The organism is Plantibacter sp. VKM Ac-2880 (assembly GCF_015351235.1).
Taxonomy (GTDB): domain Bacteria; phylum Actinomycetota; class Actinomycetes; order Actinomycetales; family Microbacteriaceae; genus Plantibacter.
In genome coordinates this window covers 871,977-891,137 of record NZ_JADKSJ010000001.1, presented here as the reverse complement: position 1 = coordinate 891,137, position 19,161 = coordinate 871,977, and the positions used below count along the sequence as shown (strand labels likewise).

General features: G+C 70.6%; 18 protein-coding genes. 9 read left to right on the top strand and 9 right to left on the bottom strand.

Going from position 1 to position 19,161, the window contains the following annotated elements:
- Positions 1 to 13 precede the first annotated feature (13 nt).
- Positions 14 to 1,462 carry a lipase maturation factor family protein gene (locus ITJ57_RS04410; RefSeq protein ID WP_194669026.1) on the bottom strand — a complete coding sequence of 483 codons (1,449 nt, stop codon included), beginning with the start codon at positions 1,460 to 1,462 and terminating at the stop codon, positions 14 to 16.
- Between the two features lie 125 nt (positions 1,463 to 1,587).
- Between ITJ57_RS04410 and ITJ57_RS04405 the strand changes: the two genes are divergently transcribed.
- Entirely contained in the window at positions 1,588 to 1,965 is a 378-nt protein-coding gene (locus ITJ57_RS04405) for a hypothetical protein (RefSeq protein WP_194669025.1), read from the top strand.
- A gap of 61 nt (positions 1,966 to 2,026) precedes the next feature.
- Positions 2,027 to 2,371 (top strand): hypothetical protein, encoded by a 345-nt coding sequence (locus ITJ57_RS04400; protein WP_194669024.1) that lies wholly within the window; start codon positions 2,027 to 2,029, stop codon positions 2,369 to 2,371.
- A gap of 54 nt (positions 2,372 to 2,425) precedes the next feature.
- Here the strand turns inward: ITJ57_RS04400 and ITJ57_RS04395 are convergent, their stop codons facing one another.
- Positions 2,426 to 3,382, bottom strand: coding sequence for an NADP-dependent oxidoreductase (locus ITJ57_RS04395; protein WP_194669023.1), 957 nt, complete (start codon positions 3,380 to 3,382; stop codon positions 2,426 to 2,428).
- Positions 3,383 to 3,556: 174 nt separating this feature from the next.
- Here ITJ57_RS04395 and acs point away from each other — a divergent pair, with 174 nt between their 5' ends.
- Together acs and ITJ57_RS04385 are read left to right on the top strand one after the other, a co-directional pair.
- Entirely contained in the window at positions 3,557 to 5,653 is a 2,097-nt protein-coding gene (gene acs, locus ITJ57_RS04390) for an acetate--CoA ligase (protein ID WP_194669022.1), read from the top strand.
- 79 nt (positions 5,654 to 5,732) lie between these two features.
- Positions 5,733 to 6,314, top strand: coding sequence for a nitroreductase family protein (locus ITJ57_RS04385; RefSeq protein WP_056008984.1), 582 nt, complete (start codon positions 5,733 to 5,735; stop codon positions 6,312 to 6,314).
- 93 nt (positions 6,315 to 6,407) lie between these two features.
- On the opposite strand, the gene ITJ57_RS04380 is transcribed toward ITJ57_RS04385, so the two are convergent.
- From ITJ57_RS04380 to ITJ57_RS04370, 3 genes are all read right to left on the bottom strand, one after another.
- Positions 6,408 to 7,034: a DUF1345 domain-containing protein gene (locus ITJ57_RS04380; RefSeq protein ID WP_194669021.1), complete on the bottom strand. Its 627-nt coding sequence runs from the start codon at positions 7,032 to 7,034 to the stop codon at positions 6,408 to 6,410.
- A gap of 87 nt (positions 7,035 to 7,121) precedes the next feature.
- Positions 7,122 to 7,541: a hypothetical protein gene (locus tag ITJ57_RS04375; RefSeq protein WP_194669020.1), complete on the bottom strand. Its 420-nt coding sequence runs from the start codon at positions 7,539 to 7,541 to the stop codon at positions 7,122 to 7,124.
- A 124-nt stretch (positions 7,542 to 7,665) separates the two neighbouring features.
- Positions 7,666 to 9,828, bottom strand: coding sequence for an ATP-dependent Clp protease ATP-binding subunit (locus tag ITJ57_RS04370; RefSeq protein ID WP_194669019.1), 2,163 nt, complete (start codon positions 9,826 to 9,828; stop codon positions 7,666 to 7,668).
- Positions 9,829 to 9,949: 121 nt separating this feature from the next.
- On the opposite strand from ITJ57_RS04370, the gene ITJ57_RS04365 reads away from it, so the two are divergent.
- Genes ITJ57_RS04365 through ITJ57_RS04350 form a run of 4 tightly spaced genes read left to right on the top strand, consistent with a single transcriptional unit; the run spans position 9,950 to position 13,820 of the window.
- On the top strand, positions 9,950 to 10,900 hold the full coding sequence (locus tag ITJ57_RS04365; protein WP_082455934.1) for a siderophore-interacting protein: 951 nt from the start codon (positions 9,950 to 9,952) through the stop codon (positions 10,898 to 10,900).
- Between the two features lie 4 nt (positions 10,901 to 10,904).
- Positions 10,905 to 11,975 (top strand): iron chelate uptake ABC transporter family permease subunit, encoded by a 1,071-nt coding sequence (locus ITJ57_RS04360; RefSeq protein ID WP_370582189.1) that lies wholly within the window; start codon positions 10,905 to 10,907, stop codon positions 11,973 to 11,975.
- The gene (locus ITJ57_RS04355) at positions 11,972 to 13,015 is read left to right on the top strand and encodes an iron chelate uptake ABC transporter family permease subunit (protein ID WP_194669018.1); all 1,044 of its coding nucleotides are present in this window, start codon (positions 11,972 to 11,974) and stop codon (positions 13,013 to 13,015) included. The genes ITJ57_RS04360 and ITJ57_RS04355 overlap by 4 nt, the downstream gene beginning before the upstream one ends.
- Position 13,016: 1 nt before the next feature.
- Complete coding sequence (locus ITJ57_RS04350; RefSeq protein ID WP_194669017.1) at positions 13,017 to 13,820, top strand: ABC transporter ATP-binding protein; 804 nt, start codon at positions 13,017 to 13,019, stop codon at positions 13,818 to 13,820.
- A gap of 158 nt (positions 13,821 to 13,978) precedes the next feature.
- Here the strand turns inward: ITJ57_RS04350 and ITJ57_RS04345 are convergent, their stop codons facing one another.
- Complete coding sequence (locus tag ITJ57_RS04345; protein ID WP_194669016.1) at positions 13,979 to 14,824, bottom strand: hypothetical protein; 846 nt, start codon at positions 14,822 to 14,824, stop codon at positions 13,979 to 13,981.
- Positions 14,821 to 15,378, bottom strand: coding sequence for a hypothetical protein (locus ITJ57_RS04340; protein WP_194669015.1), 558 nt, complete (start codon positions 15,376 to 15,378; stop codon positions 14,821 to 14,823). The genes ITJ57_RS04345 and ITJ57_RS04340 overlap by 4 nt, the downstream gene beginning before the upstream one ends.
- 176 nt (positions 15,379 to 15,554) lie before the next feature.
- On the opposite strand from ITJ57_RS04340, the gene ITJ57_RS04335 reads away from it, so the two are divergent.
- On the top strand, positions 15,555 to 16,556 hold the full coding sequence (locus ITJ57_RS04335) for an iron-siderophore ABC transporter substrate-binding protein (protein ID WP_228506475.1): 1,002 nt from the start codon (positions 15,555 to 15,557) through the stop codon (positions 16,554 to 16,556).
- A 97-nt stretch (positions 16,557 to 16,653) separates the two neighbouring features.
- On the opposite strand, the gene ITJ57_RS04330 is transcribed toward ITJ57_RS04335, so the two are convergent.
- Both ITJ57_RS04330 and ITJ57_RS04325 read right to left on the bottom strand, forming a co-directional pair.
- The gene (locus ITJ57_RS04330; RefSeq protein ID WP_194669013.1) at positions 16,654 to 18,393 is read right to left on the bottom strand and encodes a hypothetical protein; all 1,740 of its coding nucleotides are present in this window, start codon (positions 18,391 to 18,393) and stop codon (positions 16,654 to 16,656) included.
- Entirely contained in the window at positions 18,390 to 19,058 is a 669-nt protein-coding gene (locus ITJ57_RS04325; RefSeq protein ID WP_194669012.1) for an ABC transporter ATP-binding protein, read from the bottom strand. The genes ITJ57_RS04330 and ITJ57_RS04325 overlap by 4 nt, the downstream gene beginning before the upstream one ends.
- Positions 19,059 to 19,161: the final 103 nt, after the last annotated feature.

Sequence of the window (19,161 nt, the reverse complement as noted above, 5' to 3'; positions counted from 1 at the left end):
CCGAACGGCGCGCTCACTCCCCGAGGGTCATCGGCTCCACCAGCACCCCGAGGCGCGTCCGCACCCACCACGCCCCGGTCTCGCGGCGTTCCCGTCGCGTCGTGAACCGGTACCGCCAGACCGTCACCCGGATCCACCTGGGCGGCCCGTCGGGGAACGGGTCGTCACGGAGCAACGCGAGGGCCGCCCGGTCACCCTGCAGGAGGCGTTCGAGGTACCGCTCGAACCAGGCGGTGTCGCGGACGCCGAGCGCCAGGAACCACAGCAGCCAGTCGAGTCGGAGATGGTACGGCGCGAACTGCGGCGGGCGACGCAGGGGGTCGCCCGGTTTGCCGCGGAACCCGTACTCGCGCCACCCGGTCTCCTCGTCCGGGTCGGCGGCGTCGGTGCCCTCCACGATCAGCTCTCGGCGGACCTTCGTCACCGTGCCGAACGCGCCGTAGGCGTTGACGAGGTGGTAGCGGTTGAAGCTCGCGTTCATCAGCTGTCGGCGCGAGAAGAGGTTGACCAACGGACGGATGCTGAGGAGGAGGAGCCCGGCGGTCACGGCGGTGACGAGGAGCACCCACCAGAGCGGCGACGATCCGGGCTCCGGCGTCGCCGCCCCATCGGGTGGCGGCAGCCAGGGCAGGACCGCACGGAAGCTCCGGTCGTCGACCGCGGCGAACGCGAGGACGACGGTGATCCAGTTCAGCCAGGCGAAGTTGCCGGTGACGATGAGCCAGAGCTGGCTGAGGATGACGAGACCTGCCGCCACCGAGGCGACCGGTTGCGGCGCGAACAGGAACCACGGCACCCCGAGCTGCACGACGTGGTTGCCGACGACCTCCACGCGGTGCGCCCAGCGGGGCAGCCGGTGCGCGTGCCAACTGAACGGGCCGGGCATCGGCTGCGTCTCGTGGTGGAACTCCATCGCCGTCAGGTCGCGCCACTCCCGCCCGCCGCGGATCTTGATCATCCCAGCACCGAACTCCAGCCGGAAGACGAGCCAGCAGAGGAAGAGCAGCACCGGGACCGGCGGCGCCACCGCACCGGAGCCGAGGAAGGCGACGATGAACCCGGCCTCGAGCAGGAGCGTCTCCCAGCCGAACGAGGTGAACGTCTGTCCGACGTTCACGATCGAGAGGTACCCCGCCCAGAGGAGCAGGAACGCCAGCATGGGCAGCCAGGGCGGTCCGAGCTGCGGCAGGCCGACGACGAGGGTCGCGGCGACGAGTGCCCCGCCCCAGGCGACCACCAGCAGCAGCCGGTCGGAGTAATGCCAGTGGAAGAGACTCGGCGACTGGCGGAACCGGATGCGGCGGAGGAAGGACGGGATCGGCAGCAGCCCGCGTTCGCCGAGCAACGCTGGGAACTGGTTCGCCGTCGACACGAATGCGACGAGGAAGATGGCGGCGACCCCTCGCTGCAGGACCTCGCGGGCGATGAACGAGTCACCGGCGTCGAACCAGCTCCAGGTCATCGGCGTCTCCCCTCGCTCCTCGGTCCCTCGGGAGGTCTCACGCTCCCGCGCGGACAGGATAGATCGGTCGGCCGGAGCACACCAGCCCTGCACGGCGCCCGATGCACCGACCTACGCTGGCGGGCATGACCGACACGACGCATGGACCAGACGACCCCACCAGCGCCCGCGAGGAGCCGATCAGCCAGGGCACGGGCGCTCCCCTCCTCGGCGAACCGATCGACGACGGCGGCGCGACCGTCCCCGACGGCACCGACGGCCCGCTCGTCACCGACGCGCAGGACGCCACCCCCGACGGACACGACGGATCCGATCTGGACGACACGGGCGACGAGGTCCCGATCGACCGTCCGACGGACGACCACGCCTTCGACCCCTTCGACGACACCCGCGTCGGCCCCGGCGACGACGAGCTCGCGGACGACATCGACGACGCCGACGACGATTCCGAACTGCAGGACGACGGCACGGCGCCGGAGCTCGGCGAGCAGCGCAGAGGATAGGCGTCCGAGCGCCGTCGGCCAAGCCCGAGCGGTGGGAGCAGGGGATGCCTAGGCTGCCCACATGACCGATCCCATGGATGCAGCAGCAGCAGATGCGCAGCGCGACGCGCTCGCGCACGGTGGACCCGGCGCTCAGGCACACGTGCCCGGCGAGGACGCGACCGACAGTTCCGTCGGCGGCGTCGTCCCAGACGGCGACGCGTTCGACCGCTCGGGCGACGACGCGGCCCCCGGTGACGGCGGCCTGAGCAACGCCGGCGACGGCGTCGGCGGGGACGACGTGGTCGGCGACGCCGGACTCGACGGAGCCGACGACACCGAGGCCTCGCTGGAGGACCTCGACGACGCCGACGACCTCGCGGACCACGCGCCGGTCGGCGACGACAACGGCGAGGGCCCCGAGTAGGAGGTCGCCGACCTCGGTCCCCTGGCATGTCGAGGGGCCGCGGTCAGCTCGTCGTCAGGGGACGAGGATCAGCTTCCCGCTCGGGTGCCCCGTCTCGCTCTCGCGGTGCGCCTCGGCGGCCTCGGCCAGCGGCCGGATCGTGCCGAGCTCGAAGCTGAACCGTCGGTGACCGTCCGATCCGGCCGTGGCGAGCTCGGCGACGGCCGGGATCGCCTCGGCACGCCACGCCTGCTCCTGCTCGGTGAGCGGCAGCGGATTGCCGCCGGACCACGCCTGGATCCCGAGCTCTGCCGCCTTCGCACCGACCACGATCGTCCCGATGTTCCGGCGGTCGTCGACGAGCTCGAAGGAGGTGTCGAGCGCTTCGTCGGTCCCGACGGCGTCCAGCACGCGGTCGATGCCCTGCGGCGCGACCTCGCGGACGCGCTCGACCAGGCCCGGTCCGTAGGCGACCGGGACGGCTCCGAGTTCGCGCAGACGCCCGTGGTTCCGCTCGCTGGCCGTCGCCACGACCGTCGCGCCCAATGCCACGGCGAACTGCACGGCCGCGTGCCCGACTGCGCCTGAGCCGCCGTGGATGAGGAGGGTCGTCCCCTCGGTCACCCCGAGCGAGCGCAGGGCCTGATACGCCGTGCTCACCGGGATGCCGATCGCCGCCGCCTCCTCGAAGCAGACGCCCGCCGGCTTGGCGATGATCTGCTGCGGCGTCACCACGACGTGCGTCGCGTAGGTCCCTGAGGCGTTCGTGATGACGACCTCGTCGCCCACCGACCATCCCTCGACCCCTTCGCCGACCTCGGCGACCACGCCGGAACCGTCGCTCCCGACTCGGCGCGTCCCGGTCAGCTCGCCGCCGCGGATGCCGCTGCGGAGCTTCCAATCGACGGGGTTCACCCCGGCGGCGCGGACCTCGATGACGAGTTCGCCCGGACCGGCGTGCGGGGTCGGAACCTCGACGGTCTCGAGGACGTCTGCGGATCCGAGCTCCCGATACTGGATGACGGTGGCCATGTCGTTCCCTTCTCGTGACGCGGCGGAGCGCCGCTCGTCGACGGTCGCCGCCCTGGAAGGCGGCGTTCCGAGGCTACTCCCGACCCTCCTCCACAGCGCCCCGGGGGTGGCCGAGCATGACGCCGGATGACCGCCGGATGGCAACGGTCGGTGCGGCCCCCGTAGCGTTGGAACATGCCTCCCACTGATGGATCGACGTCCGCCGCGGCCTCCGCGACCATCGCGAACCTGCTCGCCGAGACCCGCAGTTACGCGCCGCCCGCCGACATCGCGCGTGAGGCGAACGTCGGCCCGGGCGAGTGGGCGCGTGCCGCGGCCGACCCCGTCGCGTTCTGGGAGGAACAGGCACGCCGACTCGACTGGGTCACCCCCTGGGAGACGGCGCACACCTGGGAGCCTGCGCGCCCGGTCGACGGCTCCGATCCCGACGACCCCTCGCCGGAACTCACCGTCCCCGCCGCGACCTGGTTCGCCGGGGGCACGCTCAACGTCGCGGTCAACTGCGTCGACCGACACGTCGACGCCGGGCGGGGCGACAAGGTCGCGCTGCACTTCGAGGGCGAACCGGGCGACCGCCGCTCGATCACCTACGCCGAGTTGCAGCGCGAGGTCGCGAAGGCGGCGAACGCCCTCACGGAACTCGGCATCGGGCAGGGCGACCGCGTCGTCATCTACCTCCCCGTGATCCCGGAGACGGTCATCGCGACGCTCGCGGTCGCCCGTATCGGTGCCATCCACTCGCTCGTCTTCGGCGGGTTCTCGGCGGAGGCGCTGCGGTTCCGCGTCGAGGACACGGAGGCGAAGCTCCTCATCACCACCGACGGCCAGTACCGTCGCGGTGCTGCGGTGCCGGTGAAGCAGAACGCCGACGCGGCCGTCGACGGCGTCCCGTCGGTGGAGCACGTCGTCGTGGTGGCGCGGACGGGCGAGGAGACCCCGAACGTGCCATGGACGCCCGGGCGCGACGTCTGGTGGCATGACACGGTCGGCGTCGCCGCCGACACCCATGAGGCCCAGGCCTTCGACGCCGAGACCCCGCTGTTCATCATCTACACGAGCGGCACGACGGGGAAGCCGAAGGGCCTCGTCCACACCTCAGGCGGGTACCTCACCCAGGCTTCCTGGACCCACTGGGCGGTCTTCGACGCCAAGGAAGACGACGTCCACTGGTGCACGGCCGACCTCGCCTGGGTCACGGCGCACACCTACGAGATCTACGGGCCCCTCTCCAACGGCCTCACCCAGGTCATCTATGAGGGCACACCGAACACCCCGCATCAGGCGAGGCACTTCGAGATCATCGAGCGGTACGGGGTGACGACGTACTACACGGCCCCGACGCTCATTCGGACCCTCATGACCTGGTTCCCGGAGGGCCCGCCCCCGGAGCACGACCTCTCGAGCATCCGGCTCCTCGGCACCGTCGGCGAGGCGATCAACCCCGAGGCCTGGATGTGGTTCCGCGAGCGCATCGGGCGCGGTGAGGCCCCCGTCATCGACACCTGGTGGCAGTCGGAGACGGGGTCGGCCGTCATCGCGCCGCTACCCGGCGCGACCATCATCAAGCCGGGCTCAGGAAGTCGCGCCCTGCCGGGCCTGGAAGCGCTCGTCGTCGACGAAGCAGGTGAGACGGTGCCCTACGGTTCCGGCGGGTACCTCGTCGTGAGCCGGTTCGGACCCTCGATCGCGCGCACCGTCTGGGGCAACCCGGAGCGGTACCGCGACTCCTACTGGGCGACGTACTGGAAGCAGGGCTACTTCTTCTCCGGTGACGGCGCGAAGTGGGACGCCGACGGCGACATCTGGGTGCTCGGCCGGGTCGACGACGTCATCAACGTATCGGGCCACCGGCTGTCGACCATCGAGATCGAGTCGGCCCTCGTCTCGCACCCGCACGTCGGCGAGGCCGGCGTGGTCGGGGTGCACGACCCGATCACCGGCAGTGCGATCGCGGCCTTCGTCATCCCGTCCTCACGTTCGCACGGGCCCGAGGCCGACGAGGAGGCGTACTGGCTGGGGCGTTCCGCGAGCCTGGAGGCGGCGCTCCGCGCGCATGTGGCGAACGAGATCGGGCCGATCGCGAAACCGCGCGACGTCTTCGTCGTCCCCGACCTCCCGAAGACGAGGTCGGGCAAGATCATGCGCCGCCTCCTCGGCGACATCGTCGACCGCCGCCCGCTCGGCGACACCACGTCGCTCCAGGACGAGTCGGCCCCGCACCGGATCGCCGAGATCGTGAACGCCGCCCGAATCGAGCAGGCCGGGGAATAGCCCGCGGATCCATGCAGTTGCATCCATCGTCAATGGAGACGCCGACCCTGTTCCATTCCCCGTCCCCCTTTGGAGATCCATGTCCATCGTGACCCGCACCGCCCAGACCGATGCCCCCATCCTCGACGTCCTCGCCGACCGCTGGAGCCCCCGCGCCTTCGTCAGCGAGCCTGTCGACGCGGCGAAGCTGGCCTCCGCGCTCGAAGCCGCACGGTGGTCGCCGAGCGCCAACAACAGCCAGCCCTGGCGGTTCATCGTCGGCACGAAGGGCACGGAGACGTTCGACAAGATCGCCGAGCAGCTGGTGCCGTTCAACCGCGGGTGGGCCGCCCAGGCGGGCGCGCTCGTCGTCGCCGTCGCCGAGACCCTCGACGACGAGGGCAAGGAGCGCCCGTGGGCGATCTACGACCTCGGCCAGGCCATGGCGCACCTGAGCGTCCAGGCCCACAGCGACGGGCTCTTCGCCCACCAGATGGCCGGCTTCTCCGCCGATGGCCTCCGCGAGGCATTCTCCCTGCCGGACGGCCTGCTGCCCTTCACCGTCACGGCCCTCGGCGAACTCGGCGAGCCCGAGCTGCTGCCGGAAGGCATGCTCCGCGACCGCGAGAGCGCTCCGCGCGAGCGTCGCCCCATCGCCGACCTCGTCATCGTCCAGGAGTAGCCCGCTCGCTCCACCCTGCTGCGCAGTCCGGTCCGCCGGGCTGCGCAGTCGTCGTTCCGGGGCCCCTGTCCCGGCCCGTCGACGGGCCAGTCGCTACAGCCCGGCGACGAGGTTGATCACGGTCGCGAGGATCACGGAACCGAAGAGGTACGAGAGCAGCGTGTGCTTCAGCACCGTGCGCCGCAGCTCGCTCGTGCGGAGCGTCGTGTCGGACACCTGGTAGGTCATCCCGAGGTCGAAGGCGAGGTAGGCGAAGTCGCTGTACTGCGGAGCCTCCTCCTGGTTGAAGTCGATCCCGCCCTCCGGTGCCGCGAAGTACATGCGCGCGTACCGCAGCGTGTAGATCGTGTGGATGAGCGCCCAGGAGAGTGCCACGCTCAGCACGGCGAAGCCCGCGAGCACGCCCTGCTCGACGCCGGACGACGCCCGCGCCTGGAGGATGACGACGCTCAGCGCCACGAGGCTCCCGACACTCGCGAGCACGATGAGCACCTCGCTCGTCGTCCGCCCCGGCTCCTCGGATGTCGCGTGCTCCCGCGTCCGGTCCGGGCCCATCCGCCAGATCCTCACCCAGAGCGATCCGACGAAGACCACGCAGGTGGCACCCCAACCGGCGAGGATCGCACCCGCCCAGAACCACTGCAGACCGGCGACCACGCCGACGACCAGGCCGATGAGGGCGGAGACGGACAGCCGGAGTTTCGCGCCGTGCCGAACCATGATCGGTCCTGGTGTCGATGAGCTCACGAGCTGATCGTGGCATCGTCCGCCTGGCTCACGGCGCAGGCTCGCGGCCGACGACGCAGCTCACGCCGGTACGACGAACAGCTCCTCCAGCTCGGCGAAGACGCCGACGGCGAGGCGCTCGAACTGCTCGGCACCGAGCCGGATCGTCTCGTCGGGGACGAGGCCGGTGAACGAGCCCTCCACCGCGTACGTCAGGACGGTACCGACCGTGAACACCCGCTCGTGTTCGATGATCGATGCGACGATGAGTTCCAGCTCATTGAGAGCGCCCGGCCCTCGACCGAGGACCGAGCGCACCCGGTGGACGAAGGGTCGGTCGAGGACGAGCGTCAGGCCGGTGAAGAACTCCGGGTCGACCACGGCCACCGCCGCGGGGTCGGCTCCGGCCTCGGCGAGGGTCGCCCGTCCGGCGATGAGGGCGGCGATCATCGCCTTCGCCTGGTCGACCTCGCGTTGTTCGAAGGTCTTGCGTCCCAGCATGGGCGTCTCCTCGGGTGTCTCGGATCGGGTGCGCCTCACGCTACTCCGCTGTGCGGCCGGTGCGCTCACGACGCGGAACGTGGAGCGACCCGACCCCGGCCTCGCGGTTGATGCGAGCCCAAGGTTAGGCCGGGACCTCCGCGCGTTCGACCGTCAGGCCGTCGCCGTCGAGCGCCAACCCGACGTGGACCGTGTCGCCGTCGCGGATCGACCCGTCGAGGATCGACCGCGCCAGGCGGTCGTCGATCTCCCGCTGCATGAGTCGACGCAGCGGACGGGCACCGTACAGCGGGTCGTACCCGCGCTCCGCGAGCCAGGCCCGGGCATCGGGCGTCACGGCCAGGCGCAGTCGCCGTTCGCCGAGGCGACGCTGCAGGCGGTCGATGTAGAGCTCGACGATCTGGCCGAGCTCCTCCTCGCTGAGCGGCTGGAACACGACGATGTCGTCGAGCCGGTTCACGAACTCCGGTTTGAACGCCTGGCGGACGAGCTGCTGGACGGCCTCCTCCTTCTGCTCGAGGGAGAGCGAGGCGTCCATCAGGTACTGCGAGCCGAGGTTGGACGTCAGCACGAGGATCACGTTCCGGAAGTCGACCGTGCGCCCCTGACCGTCGGTCAGTCGTCCGTCGTCGAGCACCTGGAGCAGGATGTCGAACACCTCCGGGTGCGCCTTCTCCACCTCGTCGAGGAGCACCACCGAGTACGGCCGCCGACGTACGGCCTCGGTCAGCTGGCCGCCCTGCTCGTAGCCGACGTAGCCGGGAGGGGCGCCCACGAGTCGGGAGACCGAGTGCTTCTCGCCGTACTCGGACATGTCGATCCGGACCATGGCCTTCTCGTCGTCGAAGAGGAACTCGGCGAGCGCCTTCGCGAGCTCCGTCTTACCGACACCGGTGGGGCCGAGGAACATGAAGGACCCGGTCGGGCGGTCGGGGTCGGAGATACCGGCCCTGGTGCGGCGGACGGCGTCCGACACAGCGGCGACCGCGCGGTGCTGACCGATGAGGCGGCGGGAGAGTTCCTGCTCGAGGTGCAGCAATTTCTCCGTCTCGCCCTGCAGGAGCCGGCCGACGGGGATACCGGTCCACGCGGCGATCACGGCGGCGATGTCCTCCGCCGTCACCTGGTCGTTGACCATGCGCGGCTCGCCGTCGGCGTCCTGCTCGGCGGACTCCGCCATCGCCAATTCGCGTTCGAGCTGGGGGATGTCGGCGTAGAGGAGCTTCGAGGCCTGCTCGAGCTTGCCCTCGCGTTGCGCGCGTTCGGCCTTGCTGCGGGCGGCGTCGAGTTGCTTCTTGAGGTCGCCGACGCGGTTGAGGCTCGCGCGCTCCTTCTCCCACCGGGCCTGCAGCTCGCCGAGCGCCTGCCGGCGTGTGGCGAGGTCCTCCCGCAGGCGGGCGAGACGTTCCTTCGAGGCGTCGTCCTTCTCCCGTTTCAGCGCGAGTTCTTCGAGCTTCAGGCGGTCGACGCTGCGTCGGAGTTCGTCGATCTCCACCGGGGCGGAGTCGATCTCCATGCGGAGGCGGCTGGCCGCCTCGTCGATGAGGTCGATGGCCTTGTCGGGCAGCTGGCGCGACGTGATGTACCGGTTGGAGAGCGAGGCCGCGGCGACGAGCGCGTTGTCGGCGATGGCCACCTTGTGGTGGGCCTCGTAGCGTTCCTTCAACCCGCGGAGGATGGCGATGGTGTCCTCGACGCTGGGCTCGCCGACGAAGACCTGCTGGAACCGTCGTTCCATGGCGGCGTCCTTCTCGACGAACTCGCGGTACTCGTCGAGGGTGGTCGCGCCGATGAGTCGCAGTTCACCGCGGGCGAGCATGGGCTTGAGCATGTTCGCCGCAGCGACGGAGCCTTCACCACCACCGGCACCCATGAGCACGTGCAGCTCGTCGATGAAGGTGATGATCTGGCCGTCGGACTCGTCGATCTCCTTGAGCACCGCCTTGAGCCGCTCCTCGAACTGTCCGCGGTACATGGCACCTGCCACGAGGGCGGACAGGTCGAGCGACACGAGCTGCTTGCCCTTGAGACTCTCGGCGACGTCGCCCGCGACGATGCGCTGGGCGAGGCCCTCCACGACGGCGGTCTTGCCGACCCCGGGTTCGCCGATGAGGACGGGGTTGTTCTTGGTACGCCTGGTGAGCACCTGGCTCACACGACGGATCTCGGCGTCGCGGCCGATGACCGGGTCGAGCTTGCCCGACGCGGCGATCTCGGTCAGGTTGACGCCGTACTGCTCGAGCGCGCTGCGCTGATCCTCCTGCTGAGGCGTCTGGCCTGCTGGCATCGGTACGGTCTCCTGTTCAAACTTGAGTGAATCTGACTCAAGTTTACCACCGCACTGACCGGTCGACAAGGTCCGAACAGCAGGTGTCCTCCAGCTCATCGAAGGGTAGGCTTACCTATCGATGCCTCGCCTCAGTGAACAGACCCCCGACTCGATCTTCATCCTCCTCGCAGCCGTCGTCCGGCGGATCGAGCAGGTGAGCCCGAGCTATCGGCGGTTCACGTTCACCGGGCCCGAGGTCCAGCACATCGCGGACAACCGCCACGATCAGCGCATCAAACTCCTCTTCCCGCTGCCCGACACCGGGTTCGACGAGCTGCCCATGCACGACGACTGGTACCAGGCCTGGCGGATGCTGCCCAACGACAAGCGCCACCCGATGCGGACCTACACGATCCGCGAGGTCCGGCCGGAGCTCGCCGAGTTCGACGTCGACATCGCCATCCACGGCCGCGTCGGACCGGCCTCCTCCTGGGCGATGGACGCCGAGGTGGGAGACGAGCTGATCGTCAACGTCCCGAACGCGCGGTCCGCCGTGGCGGCGGGCGGCATCGACTGGCACGCACCAGCGACGGTCGATCAAGTCCTCCTCGCCGGCGACGAGACGGCGCTGCCGGCGATCGCCGGCATCCTCGAGAGCCTGCCGGACACCGCCCGCGGGATCGCGGTCGTCGAGCTCCCCCACGCCGACGACGTCGCCGCCCTGTCCACGAAGCCCGACGGCGTCGAGCTCATCGTGCTCCCCCGCGGAACGCAGCCCGTCGGCACCCTCCTCATCCCCGAGGTCGAGCGGATCGCCGGGCGCCTCGCGCCATCCGTCGACACCGCGACGATCGCCACGCAGCCCGCACTGGAGGACGTCGACGTCGACACCCAGCTGCTCTGGGAGGCGCCCGTCAACGCGACCGGAGGGCCGGTCCTCGAGAGCGCGCCGCTCTACGCCTGGCTGGCAGGGGAAGCCTCCGCCATCAAGACCCTCCGCAGGCACCTCGTCTCCGGCTGCGGCGTCGACCGCAAGTCGGTCGCGTTCATGGGCTACTGGCGCCACGGCAGGGCCGAAGACAACCGATGAGCCGGTGAGCGCCGACCTCGACAGCCTGCGGCTCCCGACCGCGGCCGCCCGCGCACGCGAGGCCTCCACCGGCATCGCTCGGACGACGACCGCGCGCTGCCTCCTGCTCGTCGCCGCGCTCCTCCTCCTCGCGGTCATCGCCGCGGGCAGTCTCTTCATCGGTTCCGGCACCATCAGCGCGTCGGAGGTGTGGCGGGCCCTCACGCAGGGCGGCGACGACACGAACGCCATCCTCGTGAGCGGGTTCCGCGTGCCACGCATGCTCCTCGCGATCGGCGTCGGTGCGGCGCTCGGACTCGCCGGGGCGATGATGCAGGCGGTCACCCGCAACCCGCTCGCCGACCCCGGCATCCTCGGCGTCAACGCGGGGGCGTACCTGGCGGTCGTCCTGGCCGTCGCCATCGCCGGGACGGCGGACCTCGGCTCGTACGTCTGGTGGTCGTTCGCCGGCGCGGGAGTCGCGTCCGTCGTGGTCTACGTGATCGGCTCGCGCGGTCGGGCTGGCGCCACCCCGGTTCGCCTCGTCCTGGCCGGAGTCGCCCTCTCCGCGACGCTGCAGGGCGTGACCTTCGCCATCACCATCCGGAACCCGGACATCTTCGACAAGATCCGCTTCTGGCAGGCCGGATCCTTGCAGAACCGCCAGTTGGACGTGTTCCTCGGGGTGCTGCCGTTCCTCGTCGTCGGCGCGCTGCTCGCGCTCGTCGTCTCCCGGTCGCTCAACGCCGTCGCCCTCGGGGACGACCTCGCGACCTCGCTCGGCACGAAGGTCCTCCGGACCCGCGTGCTGTCGGTCGTCGCGATCACCCTCCTGTGCGGTTCGGCCACCGCGGCGGCCGGGCCGATCGCGTTCCTCGGGCTGATGTCGCCCTACCTCGCCCGGGCCGTCGTCGGTCCGGACCAGCGCTGGACGCTGCCGTTCACGATGGCGTTCGCCCCGATCATCTTCCTGCTGTCCGACCTCCTCGGGCGGGTGGCCGTCCCCGGTGAGATGCCCGTCGGGATCGTGACCGCGTTCATCGGGGCGCCCGTGCTGATCGTGCTGATCCGCCGGTCGAAGGCGCAGGGGCTGTGACCGCGTTCGCCGAGCCGGGGCGCCGCACCGTGCGCCTCGGTCCGATCAGCTGGGTGGTGCATCGGCGCGAGCTCGTCGTCGTTGCGATCCTGTCCGTGATCGTCCTCACGGTCGGGGCGTTCGCGCTCACCCAGGGCGAGTACCGCATCCCGCTCGACAAGCTCCTCGCGGCGTTCGCGGGTGACGGTTCGGAGAGCGTGCTGCGGATCGTGCTGGAGTGGCGACTGCCCCGGGTGGTCATCGCGGTGGTCGGAGGCATCGCCCTCGGGCTGTCCGGGGCGATCTTCCAGTCGATCACCCGCAACCCGCTCGGCAGTCCGGACATCATCGGCTTCAACTCCGGGGCCTTCACGGGTGCACTGATCGTCACCCTCGTCGTCGGCGGTGGGTACGCCGCGACGGTCACCGGCGCGCTGGTCGGTGGGCTCGCGACCGCCCTCGTCGTGTACGTCCTCGCCTGGTCGCGGGGCGTCCAGGGGTTCCGGCTCATCGTGATCGGCATCGCGATCAGCGCCGTCCTCAATGCGTTCAACGACTACCTGCAGTTGCGCGCGGACCTCAACGCGGCGATCGCCGCAGCGAGCTGGGGCATGGGTTCCTTGGCCGACCTCGGCTGGAGCGACGTCGTCCCGGTGACGATCGCGGTCGCCGTCCTGGTGCCGCTGCTCGGGCTCCTGTCGCGTCGGCTCGGCATGCTCGAACTCGGTGACGACATCGCGAAGGCGCTCGGCATCCCGGTCGAGCGCACGCGACTGCTGCTGCTCGTCGTCGGGGTCGCCCTGACGGCGACGGTGACCGCGGTCGCCGGCCCGATCGTCTTCGTCGCCCTCGCCGCACCGCAACTCGCCCGACGGCTGACGAAGTCGGCCGGCATCACCCTCGTTCCCTCGGCCGCCATGGGTGCGGCGTTGCTCCTCGTGAGCGACGTCGTGGCCCAACGGATCATCGCCCCGGCCGCACTGCCGGTCGGCGCGGTGACCGTGACCCTCGGTGGCATCTACCTCATCGCCCTGCTCATCACGCAGGCGGGAAAGCGCTGACATGAAGACCGAATCCCCCTCCCCGAGACTCGCCGGCTCCGGCCTCCGCGTCGGATACGACCAGCGGACGATCATCCACGAGCTCGACCTCGCGATCCCCGACGACTCGTTCACCGTCATCGTCGGCCCGAACGCCTGCGGCAAGTCGACGCTCCTCCGCACCCTGGCGCGGTTGCTCAAGCCGACGCAGGGACACGTGCTGCTCGACGGTCAGGAGATCACCCGGTTCCCGTCGAAGGAGGTCGCGAAGCGCATCGGCCTGCTGCCGCAGACGTCGATCGCGCCCGACGGCATCTCGGTGATCGACCTCGTGTCGCGCGGGCGGTACCCGCATCAGTCGATCCTCAAGCGCTGGTCGGCGGCCGATGAAGCGGCCGTGATCGCGGCGATGGAGGCGACGAACGTCGTCGAGCTGTCCGGTCGTCTCGTGGACGAGCTGTCGGGTGGCCAGCGTCAACGCGTGTGGGTCGCGATGGCGCTCGCCCAGGACACCCCGTTGCTGTTGCTCGACGAGCCCACGACGTTCCTCGACATCACGCACCAGGTGGAGCTCCTCGACCTGTTCACCCGCCTCAACCAGGAGGGTGGCCGCACGCTCGTCGCGGTGCTGCACGACCTGAACCAGGCGGCCAGGTATGCGACCCACCTGATCGCGATGCGCGACGGTCGTGTGGTCGCGCAGGGGGCTCCGGCCGACATCGTGACCGCCGAGCTCGTGGAGGAGGTCTTCGGGCTCCGCTGCCGCATCATCGACGACCCCGAGTCGCACACGCCCCTGGTCATCCCACTCACGGGCGCGCACTGACGCGACTCGTCGATCGCGGTCGGTCGCTGCCGGCGCGGTGCGCTGGCCTGAGCGCGGTGCTGCGGGCACGGGCGCGCCCCGGTGACGTGAGCACGGGCCTCCGGAGAGGTGCGCTCACGCCGCCGGGGCTCGCCCACGGCGGTGAACGGGTGCCGGCTTCAGCAGCCGATGGTGGGTTTGCCGGGTCGGCAGGGTTTGTCGACGCCGACCGTCGCGTTGCGGACGATCTGGATGGGGTGCGGGGTGTCCGTCGGGATGCTGAGGGTTCCGCTGACGGGGAGCCACCCGCTGTCGCCGACCCGGTACTCGGCCGCGTACTCCACTTCGGCGGTGATGGTCTTGGTGCCGACGGTCGTGTAGCGGTGGCTGGTCGGGGTCTTGGAGAACTCCGGGAGACCGAGCGAGGCCCAGGTGGCACCGCCCGTGCTGCTGGTGGCGGTCGTGCCGTCGCCGTAATCGATGGTGAAGCCGACGGGGATGAAGTTCACCTCCGCCGTCTGCCCGAGGAGGGTCCCGGAGCGCGTGTGTCCTGATGCGCCGGCGATGACGTTGGTGTGGAGCCCGCGGACGCCCCAGGCGTCGGGTTCGGTGGTGATGGTCGGGGCGGCGGGCGCGAAGCTGATGAGCTCGCGGATGGTGACCGGCTGTGCGGCGGGTGTGGGTTCGAAGCCGGGGATCAGCTCACCGGGAGTGATCGTGTAGCAGTCGTCGGGGCGGATGAGGCTGCACACGGTCCGTTCGCCGTTGGGGCCGTCGGTCACGCCGGGCGGAAGCTCGGCCGAACCGCCGCCGCTTTCACCGCCGCCAGAGCCCCCGGAGCCGCCACCACCGGACCCGGGACGTTCGACGCTGCCGCCGATGTCGACCGAACCGCTGCCGATGCATGCGCCGTTGAGATAGTCCACCTCCGTACAACCGCTCGCGTGGGCGGCGGAGAGCGGCGCGGTGACAGTCATCGCGACCGCTAGGGAGATGACCATGGCTTGAAAGGCTTGCTTGATCATGCGCAGATGTCACTTTCCGAGATGGGGTTCTTGCTGGATATGAGAAGTGCCTCGTTCTCCGAGACCAATTGCATCTCCGTGGCGCGAAGCTCGTCCCGCCCCGGCCTGACAACCGACGCTCCGGTTGCGTCGAGAACATCGACGCCGGTGTAATCGATGCAAGCTCGCACGACCGCCACGACGTGGACAGCGTCCGGTCGGTCCCACCAGTGGACGAGTTCGACTCGCTTCAGTGAGGCCTCCCCCGTGGTGTGCCATCCGTTCGAGGACATCTCGGCGAAGCCCTCAGACTCTGCCTCGGACAGCTCGGGCGTGAATACCTCGTCGAGTTGCTCGAGGTCTTCGCCTGTCGCCCCGATCGTGTTGACGGCAAGGATGAAGGCATCGAGCTTCGCCGTCACAGCCGCCAACGCCTCCTCCTCGTTCGCGAACACCGGCGGCGGCGAACTGCTCGTCGGGGGTGTCGGATCGGGGGCGGTGCACGCGGTCAGGGCGAGGATCGACGCCACGAGGGTGAGGGCGGAGAGAGCGCGAGGTAGTTGAGTGACTGGCATCCATCGACGCTATGGGCGCTGTCCCACCCTCCCAGGGTTATCCACAGAGCAGATATGCCTACACCGACATATGCCGCGCAACGAGTCCTTCCACCAGTCGTTACCGGGACGTGACCCAGGAAGCTTAGGCTTACCTCATCCCCCGCACTCTCTACGGAAAGCAGAACATGCGCCGCATGCCCCGCACCCTCACCGCTGTCGCCGCACTCGCGGTCGCCGGCCTCGCCCTCGCCGGCTGCACCGCCGGGTCCTCCACCGACGACGCGTCCACGGGCACCCTCGGCACCGTCGACACGATGTTCGGCGAGGTGACGGTCCCCGAACCCGCCGGCGACCTCACCGTCGTCGCGCTCGGATGGTCCGACGCGGAGATGGCGCTCTCCCTCGGCGTCGTGCCCGTCGGCGTCTACGACTGGCAGTCCCTCGGAGCCGAGAACAAGGGCGTCGGCCCGTGGGCGACGGAGCTCTTCGGCGACGTCACTCCCGAGATCATCGAGGACAGCGGCGACACCGTCAACTACGAGCAGATCCAGGCCCTCGAGCCCGACCTCATCCTCAACACGCGTTCCGCGGGCGACGAGAAGCAGTACGAGCGGCTCTCCAAGATCGCCCCGACGGTGTTCGCGCCGAAGGGCACCGCCGCGTTCGCGACCCCGTGGGACGTCCAGCTCGAGCAGGTCGCAGCAGCGCTCGGCAAGACCCAGGAGGGCGACGCACTCGTGTCCGCGACGAAGCAGTCGATCAACGAGGCCGCAGACCTCCACCAGGAGTTCGCCGGCCTCACCGCGGTCGCGGCGACGAAGTTCGGCGACGCCTACGGCGCCTACCTCGAGGGTGACGGGCGCTTCGACATCCTCGCCGACCTCGGCTTCCGTCAGAACCCCGCCGTCCTCGACCTCGAGACGGCCGGCTTCTACGCAGCCGTGTCGGCCGAACAGGTCTCCGCCTTCGACGCCGACGTCGCGGTCATGCTCCCGATCGGCTTCACCGCCGCCGAGACGACCAGTGACCCCCTGCTCGCGAGCCTCCCCGTCGTGCAGGACGGCCGCGCCATCGTCCTCGACCCCACCGACGAGCTCACGCAGGCCTACAGCGCTGCATCGGTGCTGAGCATCCCCGTGGTCCTCGAGCAGCTCGTCCCGAAGCTCGCCGAGGCCGCCGCCAAGGTCGCGAAGTAGGCACAGCGGCACCCCGCAAGGGGCTGCACTCGAGAGCCGGACGGAACCGTGTGTTCCCTCCGGCTCTCGTGCTCTCCGCCTCCACCGCCCGCGTCGGTCAGGCCGGCCGCACCAGCGTCCGCAGCCGCATCGCGCCCAGCAACCCGACGAGGAGGAGGCCAGCGAGGAGCAGGGCGACGGCGACCCCTCCCGACACCGGGAAGAGCACGGTCAGCCCGCCACCGACGAGGAACGCCAGCAGGACGGCGTCCGACTGCCACATGAGGACGTTCAGGGACGAGACGTCACCGACGGGCGTCGGGATCGGCATAAGCAGGCCGATCGGCAACGGCCCCTTTGCAGCGTCGAAGACCCGCAGCACGACGAGCCAGGGCCCGAGCAGCAGCCACCACCCCAGTGGTTGCAGGAGCAGGGTCCCGCCGGACGTCGCGACTACCAGGAGGCCGAGCGCGGCTCCGACGCCGCCGAAGCCGAGGACGGCGATGAGGGGTGCGACGGCACCGGTGAGGACGAGCGCACGCGGGCTCCGACCGTAGAGGGTGGGAGCACCGGCGCTGTCGACCCCGTGCCGGACGGCATCGCACCACACACCGACCGCGAGGTAGGCGCCGAACACGGCCGGGAGGGCCAGCATCCATCGCACGCCGTCCGGAAGACCGAGCGCGATGACGACCGCGGCTCCCGACGCGACCAGCATCGACGAGCCGAGCAGCATCCGACCCGGCGTGCGGCGCGCGCCGACGACCGATCGGCGGAGGACGACGAGCCAGAACGGACCACTCATCCGCAGCGGGATCCGACGGCCTCGCGTCGGCGAGGCGCGCAAGCCGCCGACGGCACCGGAGGCGTCGCCGCTCTGCACCATCATCCCGACGCGCTGCCACCGCAGGGCCTGCTCGAGGAGGGGCCCGCTCCGGAGCCGGTCCAGTTCGCGCGGGACGAGCAGGAGCGCGAGGAGCCCGAGGAGGACCAGGGCGACCGCCGGCCACCACACGACCGGCACGCCGACCACCGCGAACCAGCCGCCGCCACCCCAGGTGAACAGCGCCGCCCAATCGCCGGTCGCGAGGGCGCTCCCGAGCACGAGACTCTCGACGCCACCCACGACGGGCGACCAGAGCAGTCCCAGCCATCCCCACGGGGAGAGGAGCAGCCCACCGGGGACGAGCAGCCCGAGGATCCCAGCACCACCGGCGACGGAGGCGATGACGGCGACGGCGCGCCGCGAGCCCTGCTGGCCCACCAGCCAGGCCACCGAGAGGAGGAGCGCGAACCCGAGGGCGCCGATGAGGAGGGCCACGACGGCGGCGGGTGAGGTCGGACCGGAGAGGCCGATCAGCGAGGTGCTCTCGACTGTCGCACCGACCGAGACGGCGGCGGGCTCCCCCGAGACCAGGAGGCGTGACAGCCCGACCACCCCTGCCGCCAGGACGGAGAGCCCCGTCAGCGCGAAGACGGAGGCGATGAAGGGCCTGCGCAGGGTCAGCCGCCTGGGCAGCGGCGAGTCCGCGAGGAACTGCACGGACATGGGGCGGGGCACGACCGGTCCACGCGACCGCCCGCCGAGCACGACGACGATCGTCGCGAGCGCCGCGATCAGCGCGACCACCCCGGGGCGGACGGCCGATACGACGCCGGCGGCATCGGGTTCGATCAGTCCGAGCACCGCGAACCGCACCAGTGGCGCACCCGCGATGAGGGCGGTCAGCAACCCGGCGTAGAGGACGAACGCGATGTCCGCGGCCCGTGGGCGACCGTCGCGCGCGGCGAGGACCGCGCGGCTCGCGCGGAAGATCCGGCGGTCCTCGCGCGCCGTGCCGACGTCGGGGGAAGTCACGGGGCTTCGACCGTGATCGCCTCGTCGGCGATCCGCTCGATGAGTCCGGGATCGTGGCTCGCGAAGACGACCGCCGCTCCGCGCTCCTTCGCGAGGACGATGCGATCGGCGACCAGGGCCCGCCGCTCGGCGTCGAGGCGCTGCTCGGGTTCATCGAGGATGAGCACGTCGAAGGGCCGCACGAGAGCCGTCGCGAGGGCGAACATCTGCGACTGGCCCGAGGAGAGCTCGGTCGTGAACCGTCGCGCGAGCGCGTCGATGCGCAGCTCGGCGAGCAGCTCGTCGGCGGCATCGTCGGCCGCTCCTCCGGTGACACCCCAGGTGGTGGAGATGTACCGCAGGTGTTCGCGGAGCGTCAGGTCGGGGGCATAAGCGGGGGTGCCGACGAGCGCGGACACCGACCGCCGGACCGAGCGGTCGCGGTCGTCGATCGTCCGGCAGCCGATCGTCGCGGTGCCGCTCGACGGGCGCATCCGGCCGCTCAGGATCCGGAGCAGGGTCGTCTTGCCCGAGCCGTTGCGCCCTCGGACGGCGAGCGCCATCCCCCGCTCGACCCGGATGTCCGTCGGCGCCAACAGCGTCTCGCCGTCGATCACGGCGCTGACCTCGTCGGCCTCGATCAGCGGCTGCGTCTCGGCAGCCGGTCCCCCCACGTGTGCCGACATCGTTCCATCCTGGCAGGCGGGTGCCCGGGTGTCCTCCGCCGCGCGACGGATCCGGGCGAGAGCCTCGCGCCGCAGGGGGCCGGCGAGGGTGCAGAATGCAGAG

Excerpts from the sequence above, each read along its gene's own strand:
- ITJ57_RS04365 (WP_082455934.1), top strand. The coding sequence starts at position 9,950 with ATGCCTCGCCTCAGTGAACAGACCCCCGACTCGATCTTCATCCTCCTC.
- ITJ57_RS04400 (WP_194669024.1), top strand. The coding sequence starts at position 2,027 with ATGACCGATCCCATGGATGCAGCAGCAGCAGATGCGCAGCGCGACGCG.
- acs (WP_194669022.1), top strand. The coding sequence starts at position 3,557 with ATGCCTCCCACTGATGGATCGACGTCCGCCGCGGCCTCCGCGACCATC.
- ITJ57_RS04340 (WP_194669015.1), bottom strand. The coding sequence starts at position 15,378 with ATGCCAGTCACTCAACTACCTCGCGCTCTCTCCGCCCTCACCCTCGTG.
- ITJ57_RS04370 (WP_194669019.1), bottom strand. The coding sequence starts at position 9,828 with ATGCCAGCAGGCCAGACGCCTCAGCAGGAGGATCAGCGCAGCGCGCTC.
- ITJ57_RS04380 (WP_194669021.1), bottom strand. The coding sequence starts at position 7,034 with ATGGTTCGGCACGGCGCGAAACTCCGGCTGTCCGTCTCCGCCCTCATC.
- ITJ57_RS04410 (WP_194669026.1), bottom strand. The coding sequence starts at position 1,462 with ATGACCTGGAGCTGGTTCGACGCCGGTGACTCGTTCATCGCCCGCGAG.
- ITJ57_RS04405 (WP_194669025.1), top strand. The coding sequence starts at position 1,588 with ATGACCGACACGACGCATGGACCAGACGACCCCACCAGCGCCCGCGAG.
- ITJ57_RS04350 (WP_194669017.1), top strand. The coding sequence starts at position 13,017 with ATGAAGACCGAATCCCCCTCCCCGAGACTCGCCGGCTCCGGCCTCCGC.
- ITJ57_RS04375 (WP_194669020.1), bottom strand. The coding sequence starts at position 7,541 with ATGCTGGGACGCAAGACCTTCGAACAACGCGAGGTCGACCAGGCGAAG.
- ITJ57_RS04395 (WP_194669023.1), bottom strand. The coding sequence starts at position 3,382 with ATGGCCACCGTCATCCAGTATCGGGAGCTCGGATCCGCAGACGTCCTC.
- ITJ57_RS04325 (WP_194669012.1), bottom strand. The coding sequence starts at position 19,058 with ATGTCGGCACACGTGGGGGGACCGGCTGCCGAGACGCAGCCGCTGATC.
- ITJ57_RS04385 (WP_056008984.1), top strand. The coding sequence starts at position 5,733 with ATGTCCATCGTGACCCGCACCGCCCAGACCGATGCCCCCATCCTCGAC.
- ITJ57_RS04335 (WP_228506475.1), top strand. The coding sequence starts at position 15,555 with ATGCCCCGCACCCTCACCGCTGTCGCCGCACTCGCGGTCGCCGGCCTC.
- ITJ57_RS04345 (WP_194669016.1), bottom strand. The coding sequence starts at position 14,824 with ATGATCAAGCAAGCCTTTCAAGCCATGGTCATCTCCCTAGCGGTCGCG.